The sequence below is a fragment of the Sphingobium sp. KKT206 genome (genome assembly GCF_055640555.1).
Genome location: NZ_CM145764.1, coordinates 1,929,713 through 1,950,482, shown reverse-complemented (window position 1 = coordinate 1,950,482; position 20,770 = coordinate 1,929,713). Strand labels below are relative to the sequence as shown.

Genomic DNA, 20,770 nt, shown 5'->3' with positions numbered 1-20,770 from the left:
CGTTTGCCCCGTCAGATAATGAGTCAAACGAAAAGGGGTCGGGGGCAGCCCTTAGGCTGCGTCCTTCTCCGCATAGGCGTTGAAGACCCGCGCGAGCTGCGAAGCCGGTGTCTGGATGACGGTAGCGAGCTTGGTTGCCGGCGCCTGGATGAGGCCGATAATCTTTGCACGCAGTTCGTCCAGCGACGGCATCGATGCGAGCGCCTTGACGCCCTCTGCATCGAGCAGCATTCCGCCCATCGCGCCGCCAACGATTTCGATCTTGTCGTTGGTCTTTGCGAATTCGACTGCAACCTTGGCGGCTGCAACCGGATCGGCCGAGGTAGCAAGGCCGACAGGACCGGTCAGCATGTCGCTGAGGCCGGCATAGTCGGTGCCATCAAGGGCGATACGAGCGAGGCGGTTCTTCGTAACCTTGTAGGTCGCGCCTGCTTCCCGCATCTTCTGGCGCAAAACCGTCGACTGGGCGACGGTCATGCCGAGGTTGCGGGTCACGACGACCACGCCAACTTCTGCCAGCTCTGCGTTCAGCGCGGAAACGACCTCAGCTTTCTGATTACGATCCATGCCATTCTCCACTTTCTGTTCGGCGGAAATCCGACGAACGCTTAAAACCCGTGGGATAAGCCACGGGGCACTAAGTCCGAAGGGGAGAGATCGACTGGCCCGCATCCGTTTGACGGGAACAGGCAGACCCGAATCGGGCATATGGCCCGTTCGGTAAAGAACTTTTCCCCGTCTAGGCTGGACATTAAGAAGGGCATATTCCCTTCACCAACTGTCTCGGACGGTGAACCCCGAAGGGTTCGCTGCGGTCGCCTATACAGATCTATTGGGCAGAATCAATGCATAACATGCGACAATGATCACGAGTGTCACTTATATATTGACGTCATAGGATGTGTCACATATATGTTGACGTTGTGAACGTGCAGCAAACCCCAACCTTCGTCGAATGGTTTTCCAGTTTGCGCGATCACAAGGCACGTTCGAAGATTGCCGGCCGGATCGCGCGCTTTGAACTGGGTTTGATGGGTGACGTGAAGTCGGTGGGCGAAGGCGTATTGGAAGCGCGGATCGATTTCGGCCCTGGATATCGCCTTTATCTGCTGAGGCGGGGCGAACAATGGGTCATCCTGCTGATGGGCGGCGACAAGTCGAGCCAACAGCGGGATATAATAAAAGCAAAGGATATGGCAGCTCGGATAGGCTGAGCCGCCACACGCAACCAGCGTCAATAGGCCTGGGCCTGCGTGCGAAAGGAAATTATGATGACGATCGAACTCACCCGCTTCGATGCGGCGGCATATCTGACCGAGGCCGAAGATCAAGCGGACCTTCTGGCCGAAGCGCTCGCGACGGGCGACGTCCATGTCATTACCCAAGCGATTGGCATTGTCGCGCGGGCACATGGAATGACGGAGCTTGCACAGGAAACTGGCATCAAGCGGCAACAACTCTATCGTGTGCTTGGTCCCGAAGGAAATCCGACACTTGGCACCATGCTGAAGCTTCTGCCGGCCCTGGGCTTGCGAATGCGGATAGAGGCGGCAGCCTAAACCCGGTCCGCCTGCACTACCACGTCAATCGCGCGCAGCGCTGACAATATCCGCATCAGATGCTGGGCGTCGGCGACTTCCAGGTCGATGACGTCGGTGTGGAACGGGCCTTCGCGGTTGACCAGTTGCAGGTTGAGGATGTTCGCCTTGGTCGCGCCGAACACATTGGCGACGGCGGCGAGCGCGCCGGGCTGGTTCTTGACGATGACCGAGAGGCGGGCGGTGCCGCCCTTGGACTTGCTGTCCCAGCTGAGGTCTATCCAGTCATCATCCTGCCCCGCTTCGAGCGCGCGGCAATCGATGGTGTGGACCTCGATCGGCTCGCCCGTGCGGCGCACGCCGACGATGCGGTCGCCCGGCACTGGATGACAGCAATCGCCGAGGTTATAGGCGATGCCCGGCGTCAGGCCGCGGATCGACACCGGGGCATGCTGGCGCGGGTGGGTTTCCTCCATGCCGATGGCGCTGGTCGAGCCGGGGACGAGCGCTTCCATGACTTCGGAATCGAGCAGGCGGTGCGTGGCGATCGCGACCATCAGTGCGGCGCGATCCTCCAGCTTCAACCGCTTGAGCGCGCCTGCCAGCGCCTTGTCGCCCAATTCCTTGGCGAGGTCAGGCGAGAAGCGGCCGAGAATCTCGTCATAGAGTTTCTCGCCCAGCTTGATCTCCTCGCCGCGCTGCTTCTGGCGGATATAGCGGCGGATCGCCGCGCGTGCCTTGCCGGTGATGGCGAAGGTCAGCCAGCCGGGCTGCGGCTCCTGCCCGTCGGACTTGAGGATCTCGACCTGATCGCCATTTTCGAGGGAGGTGCGCAGCGGCACGACCCTGCCATTGACCTTTGCCCCCACCGTCTGATTGCCAAGCGAGGTGTGGACGGCATAGGCGAAGTCGACCGGGGTCGACCCCTTGGGCAATTGATGCAGCTCGCCCTTGGGCGAGAAGGCGAAGATGCGATCCTGATACATCGCCATGCGCGTATGTTCGAGCAGTTCGTCGGCATCCTGGCTCTGTTCCAGGATTTCGACCAGGTCGCGCAGCCACGCCGCCTGCTGGTCGGTGGCGTCGCCCTTCTGCTTATAAGCCCAATGCGCCGCAAGGCCGAGTTCGGCATGATTATGCATGTCGCGGCTGCGGATCTGTACCTCGATCCGGGCATTGTCCTGATGAATGACCGTGGTATGGATCGACCGATAGCCGTTGCGTTTCGGGGTGGAGATATAATCTTTGAAGCGGCCGGGCACCATTTTATAGGTCTGGTGGATGACGCCCAGCGCGCGATAGCAATCCTCCGGGCTGTCGGTGATGACGCGAAACGCCATGACGTCGGTCAGCTGCTCGAAGCTGATGTGGCGCTCCTGCATCTTGCGCCAGATCGAATAGGGATGTTTCTCGCGCCCCGACACAGTGACCGGCAAGTCGCGGCTGCCCAGCAATAGCTGCAATTCCGCGCCGATGCGGTCGACCTTGTCATGGCCGCCTTCCTTCAACTGCTCCAGCCGCTTGGTGATGCTGTCATAAGCGTCCGGTTCCAGCTCGCGGAACGACAGCAACTGCATCTCGCGCATGAAATCATACATGCCGATCCGCTCGGCGAGCGGGGCATAGATGTCCATCGTCTCCTTGGCGATGCGGCGGCGCTTGGTTTCATTCTTGATGAAATGCAGCGTGCGCATATTGTGCAGCCGATCGGCGAGCTTGACCAGCAGCACGCGGATATCGTCGGACATGGCGAGCAGGAATTTGCGCAGATTTTCCGCCGCCCGCTCATTTTCGGACATGGCTTCGATCTTCGACAGCTTGGTGACGCCATCGACCATGCGGGCGACATCCTTGCCGAACGCGGCCTCAATCTCTTCATAGGTGACCAGCGTGTCTTCGATCGTGTCGTGCAGCAGGGCAGTGACGATGGTCTGATCATCGAGATGGAAGTCGGTCAATATCCCCGCGACTTCAATCGGATGGCTGAAATAGGGGTCACCGCTCGCACGTTTCTGGCTCCCATGTTTCTGCACCGAAAACACATAGGCGCGGTTGATCATCGCTTCGTCCGCATCGGGATCGTAGCGCTTTACCCGTTCGACAAGTTCATACTGGCGTAACATCGTTTCCCGATTGTGTGGGAAGTGCCTTGTTACGCAACAAAAAAATCCCATTTCCCCGAATAAGGCTGCACTTTTGCAACGCCTGTGGCTTTGCGCTATATGCTATGACGATGAAACATAATCTCGCCCAGGATCTGGAACAATGCGCGCTGCCCAGCGCGCTGGAGATGATGGGCGAACGCTGGTCCTTCCTGATCCTGCGTGGTGCCTTGTCGGGCATCCGCCATTTCGAGGAATTTCAATCGACGCTGGGCATCGCCCGCAACATCCTGGCCAACCGCCTGTCGCGGCTGGTGGAAAATGGCATCATGCTGCGCCAGCCGATGCAGTGCGACCGACGCAAGGTCGAATATCGCCTGACGCAAAAGGGCGAGGATCTCGTGCCCGCGATGATCGCGCTGCGCCAATGGGGCGAACGGTGGGGATGCGGCACCATGTCGTGCCAGGTGCTGGCCGACAAGCGGGATGGCCAGCCGATCCGTCCCATCGCCATCCACGCGCATGACGGACGGCCGCTCAGCTTCGCCGATCTGGTGTGGCTGTGCCCGGATGAAATCACGCCGATGGCGGAAGAACCGGCAGCCGCAGCCTGAACCCGGCTTCACCCCCGCGCGGAAATCGCCTAGTCTCCCGCGCGATGTCCGTGCCCCGTATCCAGCCTCAGCCCTTTTTCGCTGACAAGAACCGCGCTTTCTGGAACCTGCAATCGCTGGGATGGGCTGGTGCCTTCCTGCTGCGCGGTTCGTCCACGATCGCCAATGGCCAGTCCTTCTCCAGCCTGGTGCCGGTGATGATCTCCACCGCGACCGGCTATTCGGTCACGCTGCTGATCGCGGTGATGTTCCGCTTTTTGCTCAAACAGCGGCCGATCATCACCTGGGGCGTATCCATCCTCGCCGTGCTGATCGCCGCCGGGCTGGTCGCCTTCATCGACGCCTGGGTCTTTTCGACGCAGAATAAGGGCAGCGAAACGGCCGGGGTGCAACTGTTCCTGGGCGCTTTCTACCTGTCGGTCACGCTGATCGGGGCCTGGTCGGCGCTTTATTATGCGATCAACTTCTATCTGACGGTTGAGGAACAGGCCGACCAACTGTTGCGGCTGGAGGCGCAGGCGGCGAACGCGCAACTCGCGATGCTGCGCTATCAGCTCAATCCGCATTTCCTGTTCAATACGCTCAATTCCATCTCGACGCTGGTGCTGCTCAAACAGACCGACCGCGCCAATGCGATGCTGTCGCGGCTGTCATCCTTCCTGCGCTACACGCTCGTCAACGAACCGACCGCGCAGGTGACGATCGAACAGGAGATCGAGACGCTCAAACTCTATCTGGAGATTGAGAAGATGCGCTTCGAGGAGCGGTTGCGGCCGGTCTTCATCATCGATCCGGCGGTCGGCCATGCGCGCCTGCCATCGCTGCTGCTCCAGCCGCTGGTCGAAAATGCCATCAAATATGCGGTCACGCCCAAGGAGGAGGGGGCGGAAATCTCGGTCAGCGCGCAGCCTGCCGGTGAAAATGTGCGGATCGTCGTATCGGACACCGGTCCGGGATTGAACGAAGGCGGAATGAAGCCGCACATGATGGTGAGCGAGGGCATGGGCGTGGGCCTGCCGAACATCCGGGACCGGTTAATTCAGGCTTTCGGGGAACGACAGCGCTTTGAAACACGTTCCAGCCCAAGCGGATTTTCGGTCATCATCGAAATTCCGCTGAACATGGAAGACAAACCGAAAGTGGCCGCATGACCATCAGAACTATCCTCGTCGATGACGAAAGCCTGGCCATCCAGGGCCTTGCCCTGCGTCTGCAAGCGCATGAGGATGTCGACATCATCGAAACCTGCACCAATGGCCGCGAAGCCATTCGTGCGATCAAGACGCACAAGCCCGACCTCGTGTTCCTCGACATTCAAATGCCTGGCTTCGATGGATTTTCCGTCGTGCAGGGGATGATGGAAGTCGAACCACCGCTGTTCATCTTCGTGACCGCCTATAGCGACCATGCCATCCGCGCGTTCGAAGCGCAGGCGATCGACTATCTGATGAAGCCGGTGGAAGAAGGCCGCCTGGCCGATGCGCTCGACCGCGTGCGGCTGCGCCTGTCCGACAAGCGCCAGGTGCAGGAAGCGGAAAAGCTGCGCGAAGTACTGGCCGAAGTCGCGCCCCAGGCGATGACCGATTTCGCCGCGGGCGATGAAGAGGGGCCAGCCTCCAACCGCTTCGAAAAGCTCATCAACATCAAGGATCGCGGCCAGATTTTCCGGGTCGACGTCGATTCCATCGAACGGATCGACGCGGCCGGCGACTATATGTGCATCTACACCGCCGACAACAGCCTGATCCTGCGCGAAACGATGAAGGATCTGGAAAAGCGCCTGGACCCCCGCAACTTCCAGCGCGTCCACCGCTCCACCATCGTCAACCTGAGCCAGGTGAAGCAGGTCAAGCCGCACACCAACGGCGAATGTTTCCTGGTGCTGGAATCCGGCGCCCAAGTCAAAGTCAGCCGCTCCTACCGCGACGTGGTGGCCCGCTTCGTACATTGAGGTGACGACTCTGCTCTCTCCCGCCTTCACGGGAACATCATTGTTGTAACTCGCTGGAGATACCGATCTGACCTGATGGCCGCGCAGGATGCAAATCCGGCGCGTGAGAATGAGCGTCTTCGCCTTGAAAACCATGTGCTGCGGGAGGAGAGGGAAATGCTGGGGAAGGCCAAGCAGTTCTTCGCGAGCCAAAGGTCGTGAATTTCGCATTTGTGCATGGCTGTCGGCCCCAGAGGCCCGTTGAACTGCCCTGCCGTGTCATGGATGTGAGTGAACGTGGCGATCGTTCCTGGCGCTCTCGCCTGATCAGCAAGCGGCTCCGAAGGATGGCTCAGCCAAAGTGCTGGCCCATATTCGGGAACAATACAGGCTGAGCCGTGGTACCGCAGTTTATCCTGAGCGCCCGCCTTGCAGGTCGTCGAAGGGGGCGTCCTTGCGTGACGATGGAGCTAAAGGAGGTGGGGCTCGATGTTGGCCAATGGCGGGACGGGCGGCTGATGAAGATCAACGGGCTCTACATCACCCGCCGTCGACATTCATATCCCGGTGGCATCAGCCTGCTCGCCTTCGAAGTCAAGGCGGCTCAATGGGATGGGTGACCGGCGCAAATAGGTTACAAGTCCAGCTGAATGATGGTCCGCTTCACGTTCATATCATCTGGAACCAGTCATTCTGCAATCAGCCCAGTCCTGGGTGTCCAGAATAGGAAGGCGGAACGTCCGGACATCGGGTATTACAATCGAATCCTGAACATCGCATCAAGGTCGCTAAGAGCCTTCTTTCTTCTCAATCATCGGCAACGGCGCCAAAATCTTTCCAGCGATCTGGACCAAGAGCAATCTCCGCTACCGTCAAAAGGCAAGCGTCCAGTCGCCTAAATAGCGTCTCGCGATCGATATGCTGGCCAATGAAGACGAGTTCCTGCCGACAATCGCCGACCGGTTCCTCCCATTGCTGCAGGATCGCACTGCGCCGATCCTCATCTAAGGGCCAGTTGACCTGGGGGATAAAATTCCACCATCGCCCTATATAGCCTTGGTGGATCAGGGTTCCGGCTTGGGAGATACTTCCGATTTCGGCGAAGCGGGCGGCATTCCAGAAATGGCCCTTGGCCCGCAACAGGCGGCCATTGCTCCAGGGTTGTGCGAGAAAGTCATTCCAGCGTCCTGGATGGAAGGGCGCGCGGGCGCGATAGACGCAGGATGCTATGCCATATTCTTCCGTCTCCGGTACATGGTCGCCCCGCAGTTCCCGCAACCACCCCGGCGCGCTTTCCGCCCGTTCCAGGGAGAAAAGGCGGGTGTCGAGAATCCAGTCGAGCGGAACCTTGCCCATCTGCATATACCTGATGGTAGCCACAGGATTGAGGCGGCGCAGGATCGCTAGCAATTCGTCGATCGCGTCCGCGGATACCAGATCCACCTTGCTGACAAGGATCATGTCGGCAAACTCGATCTGGTCGATCAGCAATTGTGAGAGGTCGCGATCGCCCGGCAAACCTGCCTCCAGCCACTCGCCAGCGCGAAAGTCGCGCAGGAAGTGACGAGCGTCCACGACCGTCACCATTGTATCCAGTCGCGCGACATCGGCCAGCGTTCTTCCCGCAGGGTCGATAAAGGTGAAAGTTTCCGCGACCGGCCGGGGTTCGGAAATACCTGACGATTCGATCAGCAGATAATCGAACCGCTGCTCTGCTGCGAGTAGGCTGATCTGTTCCAGCAAATCCTCCCGCAGAGTGCAGCAGATGCAACCATTGGTCATTTCGACCAGCCGTTCCTCCGACCTGCTGAGGGCGACATCACGCATCATGTCAGCGGCGTCGATATTGATCTCGCTCATGTCATTGACGATGATGGCGACCCGTCGGCCCTGACGGTTTTTCAGGATATGACTGAGCAAGGTGCTTTTCCCCGCGCCCAAAAAGCCGGAGAGGACGGTGACCGGGAGGCGGGTGTCATCCATGGCCCTATGGCTCAGGCGGGTTCGAGATAGGTTTCGAACAGATCGACCACCACGGCGGAGGCGTCGGTATCGTCGCCCCATAGGTCAGCCCCTGCAAATTCGACATGGAGCGTTGGTTCCGATCCGCAGTCGTTGCGCCCATGGCCGATCGCGTCGGGGAACGGCCATTGTGCGCTGGTGCGGTGCGTGACGGTCCCCACCTTGCCCCGACAATAAGCGGGATAGCGGACATGTCCGGCAAAATGATCGTCGCGTACCCGGACGCGATCGCCGACCGCAAAGAGAGAGCGATCCTGGCGCGGGGCACGACCTTGCGACAAGGCAGGCCGGGCCAGCGGGAAGGGCTTGCCGGTCGCGGCGACCAGTTCATCCTGCGTCAACACGCCTTTTTCGACCAGTAGGGAGGCTACGCCGACGACATAGCGTTCATAATAGGGAGTCATCAGATAATAGAGCGGCTCCAGCCGCTCGACCGCGTGACGCACTTCATCGATGCTGAAAATGCCCTTTTCCACACCCAGGAAAATGCCGCCATAGCCGATCGCCTCCCAGTCATGGTGAAACGGGCCGCCGACGTCCGCATCGGCGATATGATCGACCCTCCCGAAGCCCTGCATCCCGGCGAGATCATGGATACCGTCCATTATGTCTGTCCTTTGCTTGAAGTCTTGGGTTCAGCCTGCCTTGGGCAAGGCGACGCCGATCAGGCAGTCCTTGGTGACGATCTGGGCGAGCTGCTCCGCGCTCCAGCCCCCGGTCCCTTCGGGACGGACGGGCAGGACCATGTACCGCGTTTCGGCGGTCGTATCATAAACCTTGATGGCGACCTCGGCGGGGATGTCGGTGCCCATTTCGGCCAGCACCTTGCGCGGTTCGCGGCAGATGCGCGCCCGATATTCAAAGCTCTTATACCATGTCGGTGGCAGGCCAAGGATCGGCCAGGCGGTGCAGGAACATAGCGTGCAGGTTACGACATGCTTGACGCTGGCGCTGTCATCCAGCGCGACGATATATTCGCCCTGCGGCCCCAGATAGCCATATTGCCCTACAGCTGCTGTGCCATCGCTGAGCAGCAAATCCCGAAAATCCGGGTCGGTCCAGGCGCGGGCGACCAATTCTGCGCCGCGCCGGGGGGAGAAATCCTCCTCGAACACCTTTTGCCATCCTTCGACAAAGCCGTCCGCTGCAACGCCCTTGTCCTTCAAAACCTGATAGAGCGCGCGGGCGCGCTCTTCGGCCGACGCCTGCAACGGCAGGCCGGGTCGGTTGTCATGCATCTCTTCTACCCCGACAGACATTCCCTTTTCCTCTCTCGATGAGATCAGGTCGATACGACCGCAAGCGGACCTCAGTTCGGGCGAGGTCGCCGGGCTTGCGCCGATATCGCCAAGAGATTGGATGCCTCGACCAGGCACGTATTGCCCGATCCTGCGGAGCTGTTGACACATCTTGCGGGAACCTAGGCCAACGGAATGAATAGCAAGATATGCCAATGACTTCGCAAGCCTTGGCAATATCTCGCGCTGCCGCCCGATATGATCGGTCCATGCCTTTCCGCGAGCCTATCGACCGGCTCATGGAGGGCTAAGTTCGCGCCCGGAAAGGACCATCGGCGACATGGAATCCGCAATCGATACCCACCTCAAATGCCCGCGTAGCCTCTCGCGCCGGGTCGCGGCCGACTATGTTCCGCCTTTCCCCATGTGGGTGGCGCGTGCCGATCCGTCGCTCAAGCAGGTCGTGATGGCGCATTTCGGCGTGCAGTCGAAAAGTGGCGATGGTCTCGCCAACGCCGCTTCGCTGGATGCGCTGCGGCACATCGTCGCGATGTTTCAGGCGACGGACGGTCCGGGTCATTTCGACCTGGTCGATTATGCCGACACCGATGGCTATGACAATCGCATGGCCATCGCCTACTGGGGCGATCCCGCCGCGTTCGCGCGCTGGCAGGATGCCGCGCCGGTGCGGGACTGGTGGCAGGCGGATGCGCGCCTGTCCGACGGGCTAGGCTATTTTCGCGAGATACTGGCCCCACGCGTCGATCAGTTCGAGACGCTCTATGCCTTTCGTGATGCGCTGCCCGGCGTCGGCGCGGTCATGGATCGCGTCAGCGACCAGATTGAGGAACATGGCTATTGGGGGTCGATGCGTGACCGGATGGCCGCTTCGCAGACCGACTGGCTGGCGGCGAAGGGCGACCTGACCGTTGCTGCCGGCGACCCGCAGGCACGGGGCCGGGTCATCATCGGCGGGCATGACAATCTCTGCCTGATCCGGTCAGGACAGGATTGGGAGGAGGCCGGAGCGGAAGAGCGCGTCCTGTATCTGGAGGAGATCGAGCCGACGCTACGCGCGGGCATGGATTTCCTGCGCGATCAGGGTGCCAGTGTCGGCTGCTATTCGAACCGCTATGTCCGGCATATCGACCTGGACGGGCGACCGATCGACCAGAGTTTCGACCTGGGCCACTGGCGGTCGCTCGACCTACTGGAGCGCTGGGCGGAATCTCATCCGACGCATTTGCGCATCTTCGTCACCTTCTTCCGGGTCGCCACTTCGCTTGAGAAGCTCAGGCTCTATCATGAGGTGCTGGTGGTCGACGCTGCTGACCAATATTATGAATATATCAATTGCCATCCCAATAGCGGCCTGATGCGCGACGCCCGCATCGGCGCCGACGCCAACTGATCGGGGATCATCCATGACCATCCGCACGCCGTCGACCGCCGAACTGGCCGACATCGCCGCCAGCCTGCACATGACTCTGCCGCCCGATCAGGTGCAGGACTATCGGGTCCTGATGGACGGCTTCCTTGCCGATTATCAGATGATCGACGATCTTCCCGACGAGGTGCCGCCGCTGCGCTATCCGCGCGCGCCGGGCTATCGCCCCGAAGGGGAGGAAACATGCGGCAACGCTTGGTATTGGAAGGCCATGGTGCAGGGCGCCTCGACCGGCAAGCTGCATGGCAGGACTGTCGCGATCAAGGATAATATCAACGTCGCTGGCGTACCGATGATGAACGGATCGGCGACATTGGAGGGCTTCGTGCCCAGTTTCGACGCGACGGTCGTGACTCGTGTACTGGATGCCGGGGGCTCGATCCTGGGCAAGGCGACATGCGAGCAGTTCTGCCTGTCGGGGGGGAGCCATACGTCAGATCCGGCACCTGTCCATAATCCGCGCCGATTGGGCTATTCAGCTGGTGGATCGTCGTCGGGCAGCGCCGCCCTGGTCGCGGCAGGCGAAGTGGACATGGCGCTGGGCACGGATCAGGGTGGGTCGGTGCGCATCCCCGCCTCTTTCTGCGGCGTCGTGGGGATGAAACCGACCCATGGGCTGGTGCCCTATACCGGCCTTATGCCGATCGAGGCGACGGTGGACCATTGCGGCCCGATCACCCGCACTGTGCGCGACAATGCCCTGATGCTCGAAGTCATCGCTGGTCCCGACGGTATGGACTCGCGCCAGCGCGGCGCACAGGCGCAGGCCTATTCGGCTGCGCTGGATCGCGGGGTGCAGGGGCTGCGGATCGGCTTAGTGGAAGAAGGCTTCGCGCTGTCCAACATGATGCCGCAAGTTGCAGAAAAGGTCCGGGATGCGGCGCGCCAGTTCGAGGCGCTCGGCGCCACTGTCACGCCCCTGTCAGTCCCCGACCATGAGTTGGCGACCGCGCTGTGGACACCGATCGGCTGCGAGGGGCTATTGGCGCAGATGATGTTCGGCAACGGCGGCGGTCATAACAGCATCGGCTTGCAGGATGTCGCGCTGATCGACCGGCATCGGAATTGGCGCGATCAGGCCGATGCCCTGTCTGCGTCGCTCAAATTATGCATGATGGTGGGCGAATATGGCAGGCGCGCCTTTGGCGGGCGCTACCATGCCAAAGCGCAGAATATCCGCTTGCGGGTAAAGCGCAGCTACGAAAGGCTTTTCGGTGCCTATGATTTGCTGTTGATGCCAACGCTGCCGATCGTCGCGTCGAAACTGCCAGCCGCCGATGCGCCCGTGACCGAGATCGTCGCCCGCGCGCTGGAGATGATCGGCAATACAGCCGCCTATGACGTTACCGGCAATCCGGCTTTGTCGCTACCGTGCGGCACGGTCGACGGGCTGCCCGTGGGTCTGATGCTGGTGGCGCGCGATCATGGCGAAAGCATCATCTATCAGGCTGCAGCTGCCTATGAGCAGGCGGTGGATTGGGAAGCGCTGTGATGTCGGGCGGGCAGCCCGCGACACCGCAGCGCATGGCGCATATCGACCCAAGCATCGCGGATAGGCTAGCGGCAAAGCTCGAAAGCCAGAAGCCAGACTATCTGATGGAAAAGTTGGGGATCAGCGTCAACACATGGGTCAAGATCAGGCGCGGACAGCCGATCCGCGCATCGGTGGCCACGCGGTTACTGCGGCGCATTGGCCAATTGCCGGATGATGGCGGTATCGCCAATTGAGCGATCCGTTTCAGGTTGCGCATAGCGCGACGCAATGCAGCTTGCGATACTGGCCGGGCGACATGCCAGTCGCCTTGCGGAACACGCGGTTGAAATTCGCCTGCGACCCGAAACCCGTTTCCAATGCAATCTCCACCAGCGTCAGCCGCCCCAGTGCAAGCCGTTCCTGCGCCACCTGGATGCGCCGCTCCATCACATAGCGATGCGGCGTCAGCCCGGTCGCCCGTCGGAACAGGCGGGTGAAGTGGAACGGGCTGAGGCACGCCTGCGCGGCCAGTTCCTCCAGCGACAGTTCGGCGTCGAGCTTGTGTTCGATTAGGTCCACCACCCGTTTCAGCCGAACTGGATCGAGCGTGCGCGCGGCCTGCATATCCGGCGCGCGCCAGTGATCGGCGGAATATTGGCTGACCAGATGTGCCGCGAGCGTCGTGCGCATCCCATCGACGAGCAGACGATCGGTAGGGGCCGGTCCACGTTCCAATAGCGAACGGAAAGCCGTGCCGATCTGCACCAGCAGCGTGTCGTTCATGCCGCCCGCATAGCCGAGGCGCGCCTTGTCCGGATCGATCTCATACGCTTCCAGCGCTGCACGCTCCAGCAAAGTGGGCGGCAGGAAGATGTGCAGGCACTCGTCCATCGGCGCGGAGAGGCGAATATCGCTTTCATAAGTACCTGACGGACAGATCCAGGATGTCCCCGGACGGGCGAACGCCTCCTGCGTCTGGCCATCGCCGGTCCGCCGGACGCTGAGCTGTCCGGACAGGAGGATGCCGATCTCGGTACATTCCAGGCCAAGGTCGGCTAGCTGCCCGGCATCATGCTGCCAAAGTTCAAGGCGCAGTCCGGACCATTCAGCGACATCCGAAAGCCGCCGCCCGGTAATATATTTTCTGTCGCCATGACTGTTCAACTGCATGTCTTGCTACCCCATGGCTCGATTAAGACTCAGAGTGAGCGGCGGCACAAGTGGGCCGTCACAATCGAGCACGAAATGGCAAAGAGTGCGCAAGAGCGGGCAATATCTTGCCGCAAGAGTGCGCCATTCCACAGATCGCGGGAAAGGCAAATGATCGCACGAAAGTGCGAATTCATTTCCAGATCCTGCGCCAAACAAAAGAACATAATAGAAAATATTCGCAGGGTGCCGCGATTAACGTTGCGGCGGGTGAGAACATCTCGCGCTCGGATTGTGTCGGACCGCGATCATCTAATCAAATAGGGGAAGATAAATTGCGTTATAAAAATGCAAATCTGTCAATTTCGCTGATCGCCCTGGCGGCATCGACAATTATTCAACCCGCCTTAGCGCAAATCACAGGTGCGGATGCTGCGCCTCAGCAGTCCGGCGGCCTGGATGAAATCGTCGTCACCGCTCAGAAGCGTACCGAAAATCTGCAAGACACGCCGATCGCGGTGACCGCCTTTAACGCGCAGGCTCTTGCCAACAAGAATGTCGAGGATATTTCCGGCATCGCCGCCTTCACCCCCAACTTGCAATTCGATTCCACCGCGCCGCTTAGTGGAGCATCGTCGGCCGCGATCGTGTTCATTCGCGGCGTCGGCAAGTCGGGCTATCAGGTCACGGACGATCCAGGCGTCGGCACCTATATCGACGGGGTCTATGTTTCCAGCTCGGTCGGCGGCGTGTTGGACGTGCTGGATGTGGAGCGGATCGAAGTGTTGCGCGGGCCACAAGGTACGCTGTTCGGCCGCAACACGATTGGGGGCGCGATCAGCGTGACCACCAAGCGCCCGTCCTCGACCCCGGAAGGCTCGCTGGAGGCGACCTATGGCAATTATGACCGCATGGAAATGCGCGGATCGATCGATACGCCGATCTCCGACGTCCTGCGCACCAAGCTTACCTTTGGCTATAAGCGCGCCGATGGCTGGTCGCATTTGCTGGCGGCCAACTATCCCGCGCCTGCCCATAATAACCGCAGCCAGCGCACGCCCGGCGACGTCAATCGCGGATCGGGTCGCCTTGCGATAGAATATGCGCCATCAGACGCCTTCAACCTCTATCTGACCGCCGATGTCTCGCGCATAAGGGAAGCTACCGTGCCCTCGGCCGCTTTGGCTGTGCCGCTCGATGGCACGCTGACGGCGGCCTATAATGCCAATGATGCGGCGGTCATCGACGTCCCCGGCTATGGCACCGGCGTCCTTTATGACGATCGCTGGGTGGTCGCGCCGGGCAACAAGCGCGGCACTTACCAGACGGGCCCGAACGGCACTAATCTCAACGTTACCGGCTTTGCCGGAACCGCAGAATGGAAACTGACGGACGATCTGACCTTCAAGTCGATCACAGCCTTTCGCAAGGTCAGCGGCAGCTTCAACCGCGATGCCGACAACAGTCCGCTCCAGGTTGTCGATTGCTTCAGCAATTTCCAGCAGAAGCAATTCTCGCAGGAAGGGCAACTGGTCGGGTCGGCCTTCTCGGATCGCGTGGAATATATCGGTGGTGCCTATTATTTCAAGGAAAGCGCCGTTGATGACTATCGCTGCGCGCTGCCGCCCTCGATCGGCACGATCATCCTGAAATCCGATGCCGACAATAGCAGTTACGCCGCTTTCGGCCAGGCATCCTTCAAACTATCGGACGCTATCAAGATCACTGCCGGCGTCCGCTATACTCATGACAAGAAATCGCTGTTGCCGGACTTCATCTATGACCCGGCGGCAGGGGGCGCCTTTGCCGGGGTCCGCACTGTGCCCTATGGCCGTGTCACCAACACATTTTCCAACGTGTCGCCACGCTTTAGCATCGACTATAAACTCTCCCGCGACGTACTATTCTATGGCTCCTATTCGCGCGGCTACAAGGGCGGCGGCTTCAATGCCCGCACCGTCGCGCCCCGGCCCGATGTTCTGGGCTTCACGCCAGAAAAGCTTGCCACCTTCGAAATCGGCACCAAGCTGGAGATGCTGGATCGCAAGGTGCGGCTAAACCTTGCCGCCTTCACCACCAAATATCAGGACATCCAGATCACCGTGATCGAGGATTTCGCGCCGGGCACGCAAAATGGCGGCGATGCGCGGATCAAGGGGTTTGAGGCAGAGCTGGCGGCCAAGCCGACCGATCGGCTGACGCTCAATGCCTCGCTGGCGCATCTCGCCACCCATTACCAAGCTGCTGCCGCTCTCCTCGCTCGTCCGGCCGGAATTTCAGGTGCGGATGAGCAACACCCTGTCCAACTCGCCCGCATGGTCGGCCAGTGCCGGGTTCGACTATCGCATCCCTGCTCCGGCGCTTTCGGGCGATGTCAGCCTGCGCGGCGACTGGTCTTACAATAGCAAGATCTACAATGACGACATCAACTCGGTCTGGCTGACGCAGAAAGGGTACAGCATCTTCAATGGGCAGATCGCCTATGAAAATGACGATGGAAATTGGGATCTGCTGCTCTGGGGCAAGAATCTGAGCGACAAGCAGGTCATCTTTAGCGGTGATGCCAATGCCGCGGCTGGCTTCGTCCAGGGCAATTACAGCGCCCCGCGTACCTATGGCGTCACGTTCCGCCGTCGCTTCTGATCTAACCGTCGCACCGACGAGACCATTCTCGTCGGTGCGATACTACAATGACAATAGTAGCAGGACAGGATAAAATGACGGCCAGTTATGTGTCGGGATGCAGCGATCACCCGCTGCTGTATCAGACGATTGGTGCAGCCTTTACCGACATCGCGCAGCGACATGGCGATCGCGAGGCGATCGTCGTGCGTGATCAGGACGTGCGGCTGACCTATACGGCCCTGGCGGCGAAGGTATACGCCTTCGCCAGCGGACTGCTGGCAATGGGTCTGGAACCAGGCGACCGTGTCGGCATCTGGTCGCCCAATAACCTGGAATGGGTCGTCACCCAGTTGGCCACGGCCAAGGCGGGCCTGATCCTTGTCAACATCAATCCTGCCTATCGCATCGCCGAGCTGGATTATTGCCTCAACAAAGTCGGCTGTCGCGCGTTGATATTTGCGCGGCAGTTCAAGGCCAGCGACTATTGCGCCATGATCGCCGAATTGGCGCCCGAAGCGGCGCAAGCCTCGCCCGGCGCGCTACGCGCCGCCCGCCTGCCGGAGCTGGAATGGCTCATCACCATCGGGGAGGGCCAGATGGCGGGGGCTTTACCGTTCGATGCCGTCGCGGCCTTTGTTACCCCGGATAGCGACGCGGCGCTCGATGCGTTGGCCAACCGCCTCCAGCCTGAAGACCCGATCAACATCCAGTTCACCAGCGGCACAACCGGATCGCCCAAGGGGGCGACGCTCAGCCACCATAATATCCTCAATAACGGCTTCTATTCTGGTCGCCGAATGCTCTTGTCGGAACAGGACCGGCTCTGCATCCCGGTGCCGCTCTATCATTGTTTCGGCATGGTGCTGGGTGTGCTGGCCTGCATCACCCATGGCGCCTGCATGGTCTTTCCGGGTGAAGCCTTCGATGCCGCCGTGGTGCTGGAAACCGTCGCGGACGAGCGCTGTACCGGTCTGCATGGCGTGCCGACGATGTTCATCGCCGAACTCGACCATCCCGCCTTCGCGACATTCGACCTGTCCAGCCTGCGCACGGGGATTATGGCTGGCGCGCCTTGCCCGGTGGACGTGATGGAGCGGGTGATCGTGCAGATGCACATGCGCGATATCACGATCGGCTATGGCATGACGGAGGTCAGCCCGCTGAGTTTCCAGACCATGCCGGGCGACAGCCTGGAACGGCGGGTCGAAACGGTCGGCCAAGTCCATGATTTTGTCGAGGCCAAGATCGTCGATGGCCGCGGACGGGTGGTGCCGCGAGGCATGCAGGGAGAAATATTGTTCCGCGGCTACAGCCTGATGAACGGCTATTGGGAGGATGCTGACCGGACCGCCGAGGCAATCGATGCGCGCGGCTGGATTCATTCGGGCGATCTGGCGACGATGGATGAGGATGGCTATGTGCGCATCACCGGTCGCGCCAAAGACATGATCATCCGCGGCGGCGAAAATATCTATCCGCGCGAGATTGAGGAATTCCTTCACCGCCACCCGGATGTGCAGGAAGCCCAGATATTCGGCATCCCCGACGAGCGACTGGGCGAAACCGTCTGCGCATGGATACGAACGGGCAATGCGCACCTTACCGAAGCGGAAATACGCGGTCATTGCCGCGGCCAGATCGCTCATTATAAAATTCCCGAACACATTCGGTTCGTCCAAGAATTTCCGATGACGGTCACCGGCAAAATTCAGAAATTCGCCATGCGCGAGGTCATGATGGCTGAGCGTGATGAGGCAATGATAGGAACCGTATGACCGTGCAAATTTACATCTTGCCGACAAGGAAAGGAAACGGTCTGCTCATTGGGAAGAAAATTTGATCGCTGAACGGCCGGAACCGGTCGTTTGTTGGTACGGCTTTTCTTCGATTAGAAATCTGCTGATAGCAGCCGCCGGATGACCATAGCGCTCGAAGGTCTCCAGAAGGTGGAAGGCAAGGTCAGGTTTGTGCCAATGCGATGAACGCCAGCAGCAAGGCCACAGACCATCGCATCGGTGTCGCGAACGACAATGACGTTGTCACCGAACCGCCTGACATGGATGTAAGAGCAGCGCTGACCTGCGTCGCAGAGGCTATGGGTCGGCACATCGTCCGCCAGCATATTCGCGCCCGTATAGCGACCAACGACAGTCAGCCTTGGGCAATTTTCGAGAAATGGGGCAACAGCGCCTCGGTGTGGATTCCCGCATCGGTCATGGCTGCTGCTGCTTTGCACGTCGATCAGGCGGTGGATGTGCGGGAAGAAGGTGGACGCGTGGTGATCGAGCCGATCCGGGCGCCAGTCTATGATTTCGATGAATTGCTATCCGCAATGACGGCCGACACTTTTCCCGATGATGTCGATTTCGGTGCTCCGATCGGCAAGGAAGTCTGGTGATGTCGGCCTGGGCACCGTTCCGCACTCGTCCTCTCGCCCGCGCGCTATCGCGGTATGATGCTCTGTTGCCTGGTGACAATGCGGATCAAGGGATATGTTTTTGAGGTGGTCGTCAGCCACGATCCGCCAAGCGCTGTCCTGGCCCTAGGCAGCATCTACTTCCCCACCGCAACCTTCTCCGCCGCCGCCATCACGCGCAGGACATTTTCGCCCGCCAGCTTCGCGATGTCTCCATCGTTCCAGCCGCGCCGCATCAGTTCGGACAGCAAAGCTGGGTACGTCTCGACGCCGCCCAACCCCTGCGGCAACGCACCCACGCCGTCGAAATCGCTACCGATCCCGACATGGTCGATCCCTGCCACCTTGACGATATGATCGATATGGTCGGCGACCTGCGCGATCGTGGTGACGGGTTCGGGATGCGCCTGTTCCCAGTCGGCCAGTGCCTGCGCCGCGCCCTTGGGGTCGCCGATATGCAGGCCGCCAAAGGGTGGGGCGTTGTTGCGGGTGATTTCCGCGCTGCGATCGGCGCCCCAGATGCGCCGCGCTTCGGAGACATATTGGGCGGCGAAATTGACCATCACCACCCCGCCATTGGCCGCGACCTGCCGTAGCACCGTGTCCGACACGTTGCGCGGCGTGTCGCACAGCGCGCGGGCGTTGGAGTGGGAGAAGATGACCGGTGCCTTCGTCATGCGCAGCGCATCCAGCATCGTCGCTTCGCTGACGTGGCTCAGGTCCACCAACATGCCCAGCCGATTGAGTTCGCGCACCACATCTTCGCCGAACGGGGTCAGGCCGTCATGCTGCGGATTGTCGGTGGCGCTGTCGGCCCAGGCGATGGTGCGGCTATGCGTCAGGGTGAGATAGGCCGCGCCAAGCTGGCGATAGGCGCGCAGCACCGCGAGGCTGCCGTCGATCTGGCCGCCACCCTCGACCCCGATCAGCGACCCGATCCGCCCCGCCTTGTGCGCCGCGCGCAGCTCCGCTGCCGTGCGGACCAAGGTGATATGCCGGGGATAGCGCGCGGCCAGGCTATGGACCATGCCGATCTGGTCGAGCGTATCCTTGACCTGTTGCACCTGCGGCAGGTCTGCCGACACCCAGACCGACCAGAACTGCCCGCCGACCCCACCCGCACGCAGCCGATCGAGATCGGTATGATAGGTCGCCGGGTCGAGCCGGGTCAGGTCCATCGTCCAGCGTGCGTCCTTGGCCTTTTCCGCCAGCGCTTCGGGCCAGTCATTATGCCCGTCGATCAGCGGCGTGGCCTTCAAGATACGGGCGATGCGTGCCGAATGAGGATCGGGCGCGGCGTTGAGCGGCAGCGGGGCGAGCAGCAGCGACAGGGCCATCAGGCGAAACAGGATCATGGCGCTGGAGCCTATGGTGGCATCCCCCCACGTCAATGGCTAAAAATCGCCCGCGCCGCCCAAAGCGCTTTCGCTCGGTGCCGAATATGCGCCATAAGACGGGCAATGATGATCGATCCCGCGATATTGCTCCAGGCCTATTCGATCGGCGTCTTTCCCATGGCGGACGACCGCGATGCCGCCGAAGTCTATTGGGTCGAACCCAAGCAACGCGCCATATTGCCGCTCGACGGCTTCCATCTGTCCCGCTCGCTCGCCAAGACACTCCGCCGCGATCCGTTCCGCGTCACCGCCAATCGCGCTTTCCCCGACCTGCTGGCGCTCTGCGCGCAGGCTGCGCCGGATCGGCCATCGACCTGGATCAACCGCGAGATTGAGAGCGCCTATCGCCACCTCCATGCCATCGGCTACGCCCATTCGGTCGAAGTGTGGGAGGGAGAGCAACTGGTCGGCGGCCTCTATGGCGTCGCGCTGGGCCGCGCCTTCTTCGGCGAATCTATGGTATCGCGGCGCACCGATGCGTCGAAGGTCGCGCTCGCCTGGCTGGTGGCGCGGCTACGCTTTGGCGGTTTCACCCTGCTCGACTGTCAGTTCATGACCGACCATCTCCATTCGATGGGCGCGGTCGAAATCAGCCAGCGCGACTATCTTCAGTTGCTGGGCGCGGCCGTGGGGGACGCGGCGCTGGGCGCAGGGGCCGGGGCGCTGGGTTCAGGTTCCGGGGCTGCCGCCGAACTGGCATTCGCGCCGCTCGCCGGGCGCGCCGATGCCGGTTCACCCTTCGCGCCCAACGTCACCGTGTCGGGGCCACTTTCGGGCCATGCCATCGTGCAGCTTCTGACCCAGATGTCATAGATTGG

21 protein-coding genes are annotated in these 20,770 nt (G+C 60.8%); 14 read left to right on the top strand and 7 right to left on the bottom strand.

Translation table 11 applies throughout. From position 1 onward, the window contains the following. Positions 1-51: 51 nt before the first annotated feature. Entirely contained in the window at positions 52-567 is a 516-nt protein-coding gene (rplJ, locus tag ACZ2HM_RS09220) for a 50S ribosomal protein L10 (protein WP_043149471.1), read from the bottom strand. A gap of 356 nt (positions 568-923) precedes the next feature. Between rplJ and ACZ2HM_RS09215 the strand changes: the two genes are divergently transcribed. Then, entirely contained in the window at positions 924-1,214 is a 291-nt protein-coding gene (locus ACZ2HM_RS09215) for a type II toxin-antitoxin system RelE/ParE family toxin (RefSeq protein WP_202807674.1), read from the top strand. A gap of 57 nt (positions 1,215-1,271) precedes the next feature. Next, entirely contained in the window at positions 1,272-1,559 is a 288-nt protein-coding gene (locus ACZ2HM_RS09210) for an addiction module antidote protein (RefSeq protein ID WP_037476903.1), read from the top strand. Here the strand turns inward: ACZ2HM_RS09210 and ACZ2HM_RS09205 are convergent. Next, entirely contained in the window at positions 1,556-3,661 is a 2,106-nt protein-coding gene (locus ACZ2HM_RS09205; RefSeq protein ID WP_037476901.1) for a RelA/SpoT family protein, read from the bottom strand. The two genes, ACZ2HM_RS09210 and ACZ2HM_RS09205, sit on opposite strands and share 4 nt — an antisense overlap. Before the next feature lie 110 nt (positions 3,662-3,771). Here ACZ2HM_RS09205 and ACZ2HM_RS09200 point away from each other — a divergent pair, with 110 nt between their 5' ends. From ACZ2HM_RS09200 to ACZ2HM_RS09185, 4 genes are all read left to right on the top strand, one after another. Continuing rightward, a complete protein-coding gene (locus tag ACZ2HM_RS09200; RefSeq protein WP_037478935.1) occupies positions 3,772-4,254 on the top strand; it encodes a winged helix-turn-helix transcriptional regulator in 483 nt (160 codons plus the stop codon). Between the two features lie 44 nt (positions 4,255-4,298). Further along, complete coding sequence (locus ACZ2HM_RS09195) at positions 4,299-5,405, top strand: sensor histidine kinase (RefSeq protein ID WP_037476898.1); 1,107 nt, start codon at positions 4,299-4,301, stop codon at positions 5,403-5,405. Beyond that, entirely contained in the window at positions 5,402-6,205 is an 804-nt protein-coding gene (locus ACZ2HM_RS09190) for a LytR/AlgR family response regulator transcription factor (RefSeq protein ID WP_037476896.1), read from the top strand. Before ACZ2HM_RS09195 ends, ACZ2HM_RS09190 begins: the two co-directional genes overlap by 4 nt. Positions 6,206-6,642: 437 nt before the next feature. Then, positions 6,643-6,804, top strand: coding sequence for a hypothetical protein (locus tag ACZ2HM_RS09185; protein WP_171899254.1), 162 nt, complete (start codon positions 6,643-6,645; stop codon positions 6,802-6,804). A gap of 187 nt (positions 6,805-6,991) precedes the next feature. Here ACZ2HM_RS09185 and ACZ2HM_RS09180 read toward each other — a convergent pair whose 3' ends face one another. The 3 genes from ACZ2HM_RS09180 to nthA are packed head-to-tail and all read right to left on the bottom strand — an operon-like array spanning position 6,992 to position 9,465. Beyond that, the gene (locus tag ACZ2HM_RS09180) at positions 6,992-8,167 is read right to left on the bottom strand and encodes a GTP-binding protein (protein WP_470425085.1); all 1,176 of its coding nucleotides are present in this window, start codon (positions 8,165-8,167) and stop codon (positions 6,992-6,994) included. 11 nt (positions 8,168-8,178) lie between these two features. Then, the gene (gene nthB, locus ACZ2HM_RS09175; RefSeq protein WP_037480144.1) at positions 8,179-8,811 is read right to left on the bottom strand and encodes a nitrile hydratase subunit beta; all 633 of its coding nucleotides are present in this window, start codon (positions 8,809-8,811) and stop codon (positions 8,179-8,181) included. A 30-nt stretch (positions 8,812-8,841) separates the two neighbouring features. Beyond that, a complete protein-coding gene (gene nthA, locus ACZ2HM_RS09170; RefSeq protein ID WP_037480142.1) occupies positions 8,842-9,465 on the bottom strand; it encodes a nitrile hydratase subunit alpha in 624 nt (207 codons plus the stop codon). 319 nt (positions 9,466-9,784) lie between these two features. On the opposite strand from nthA, the gene oxdA reads away from it, so the two are divergent. From oxdA to ACZ2HM_RS09155, 3 genes are read left to right on the top strand one after another with little or no spacing between them, the layout of a single operon-like run. Next, on the top strand, positions 9,785-10,855 hold the full coding sequence (gene oxdA / locus ACZ2HM_RS09165) for an aliphatic aldoxime dehydratase (protein WP_037480141.1): 1,071 nt from the start codon (positions 9,785-9,787) through the stop codon (positions 10,853-10,855). Positions 10,856-10,868: 13 nt separating this feature from the next. After that, positions 10,869-12,383, top strand: a complete 1,515-nt coding sequence (locus ACZ2HM_RS09160) for an amidase (RefSeq protein ID WP_069066142.1) — start codon at positions 10,869-10,871, stop codon at positions 12,381-12,383. Continuing rightward, entirely contained in the window at positions 12,383-12,619 is a 237-nt protein-coding gene (locus ACZ2HM_RS09155) for a hypothetical protein (RefSeq protein ID WP_037476929.1), read from the top strand. The genes ACZ2HM_RS09160 and ACZ2HM_RS09155 overlap by 1 nt, the downstream gene beginning before the upstream one ends. A 10-nt stretch (positions 12,620-12,629) precedes the next feature. Here the strand turns inward: ACZ2HM_RS09155 and ACZ2HM_RS09150 are convergent, their stop codons facing one another. Then, positions 12,630-13,535, bottom strand: coding sequence for a helix-turn-helix domain-containing protein (locus ACZ2HM_RS09150; protein ID WP_037476927.1), 906 nt, complete (start codon positions 13,533-13,535; stop codon positions 12,630-12,632). Positions 13,536-13,849: 314 nt separating this feature from the next. Here ACZ2HM_RS09150 and ACZ2HM_RS09145 point away from each other — a divergent pair, with 314 nt between their 5' ends. The 4 genes from ACZ2HM_RS09145 to ACZ2HM_RS09130 all read left to right on the top strand — a co-directional run bounded on the left by ACZ2HM_RS09145 (position 13,850) and on the right by ACZ2HM_RS09130 (position 18,537). Next, on the top strand, positions 13,850-15,919 hold the full coding sequence (locus ACZ2HM_RS09145) for a TonB-dependent receptor (protein WP_470425084.1): 2,070 nt from the start codon (positions 13,850-13,852) through the stop codon (positions 15,917-15,919). Next, on the top strand, positions 15,801-16,157 hold the full coding sequence (locus ACZ2HM_RS09140; RefSeq protein ID WP_470425083.1) for a hypothetical protein: 357 nt from the start codon (positions 15,801-15,803) through the stop codon (positions 16,155-16,157). The genes ACZ2HM_RS09145 and ACZ2HM_RS09140 overlap by 119 nt, the downstream gene beginning before the upstream one ends. Before the next feature lie 74 nt (positions 16,158-16,231). Next, positions 16,232-17,914, top strand: a complete 1,683-nt coding sequence (locus ACZ2HM_RS09135; protein WP_037476923.1) for an AMP-binding protein — start codon at positions 16,232-16,234, stop codon at positions 17,912-17,914. A gap of 203 nt (positions 17,915-18,117) precedes the next feature. Continuing rightward, entirely contained in the window at positions 18,118-18,537 is a 420-nt protein-coding gene (locus ACZ2HM_RS09130; RefSeq protein WP_237748916.1) for an AbrB/MazE/SpoVT family DNA-binding domain-containing protein, read from the top strand. Between the two features lie 155 nt (positions 18,538-18,692). Here ACZ2HM_RS09130 and ACZ2HM_RS09125 read toward each other — a convergent pair whose 3' ends face one another. Next, positions 18,693-19,910 carry a dipeptidase gene (locus ACZ2HM_RS09125; RefSeq protein WP_037476921.1) on the bottom strand — a complete coding sequence of 406 codons (1,218 nt, stop codon included), beginning with the start codon at positions 19,908-19,910 and terminating at the stop codon, positions 18,693-18,695. Between the two features lie 105 nt (positions 19,911-20,015). Here ACZ2HM_RS09125 and aat point away from each other — a divergent pair, with 105 nt between their 5' ends. Next, the gene (aat, locus tag ACZ2HM_RS09120; protein ID WP_037476919.1) at positions 20,016-20,765 is read left to right on the top strand and encodes a leucyl/phenylalanyl-tRNA--protein transferase; all 750 of its coding nucleotides are present in this window, start codon (positions 20,016-20,018) and stop codon (positions 20,763-20,765) included. The last annotated feature ends 5 nt before the right edge of the window (positions 20,766-20,770 follow it).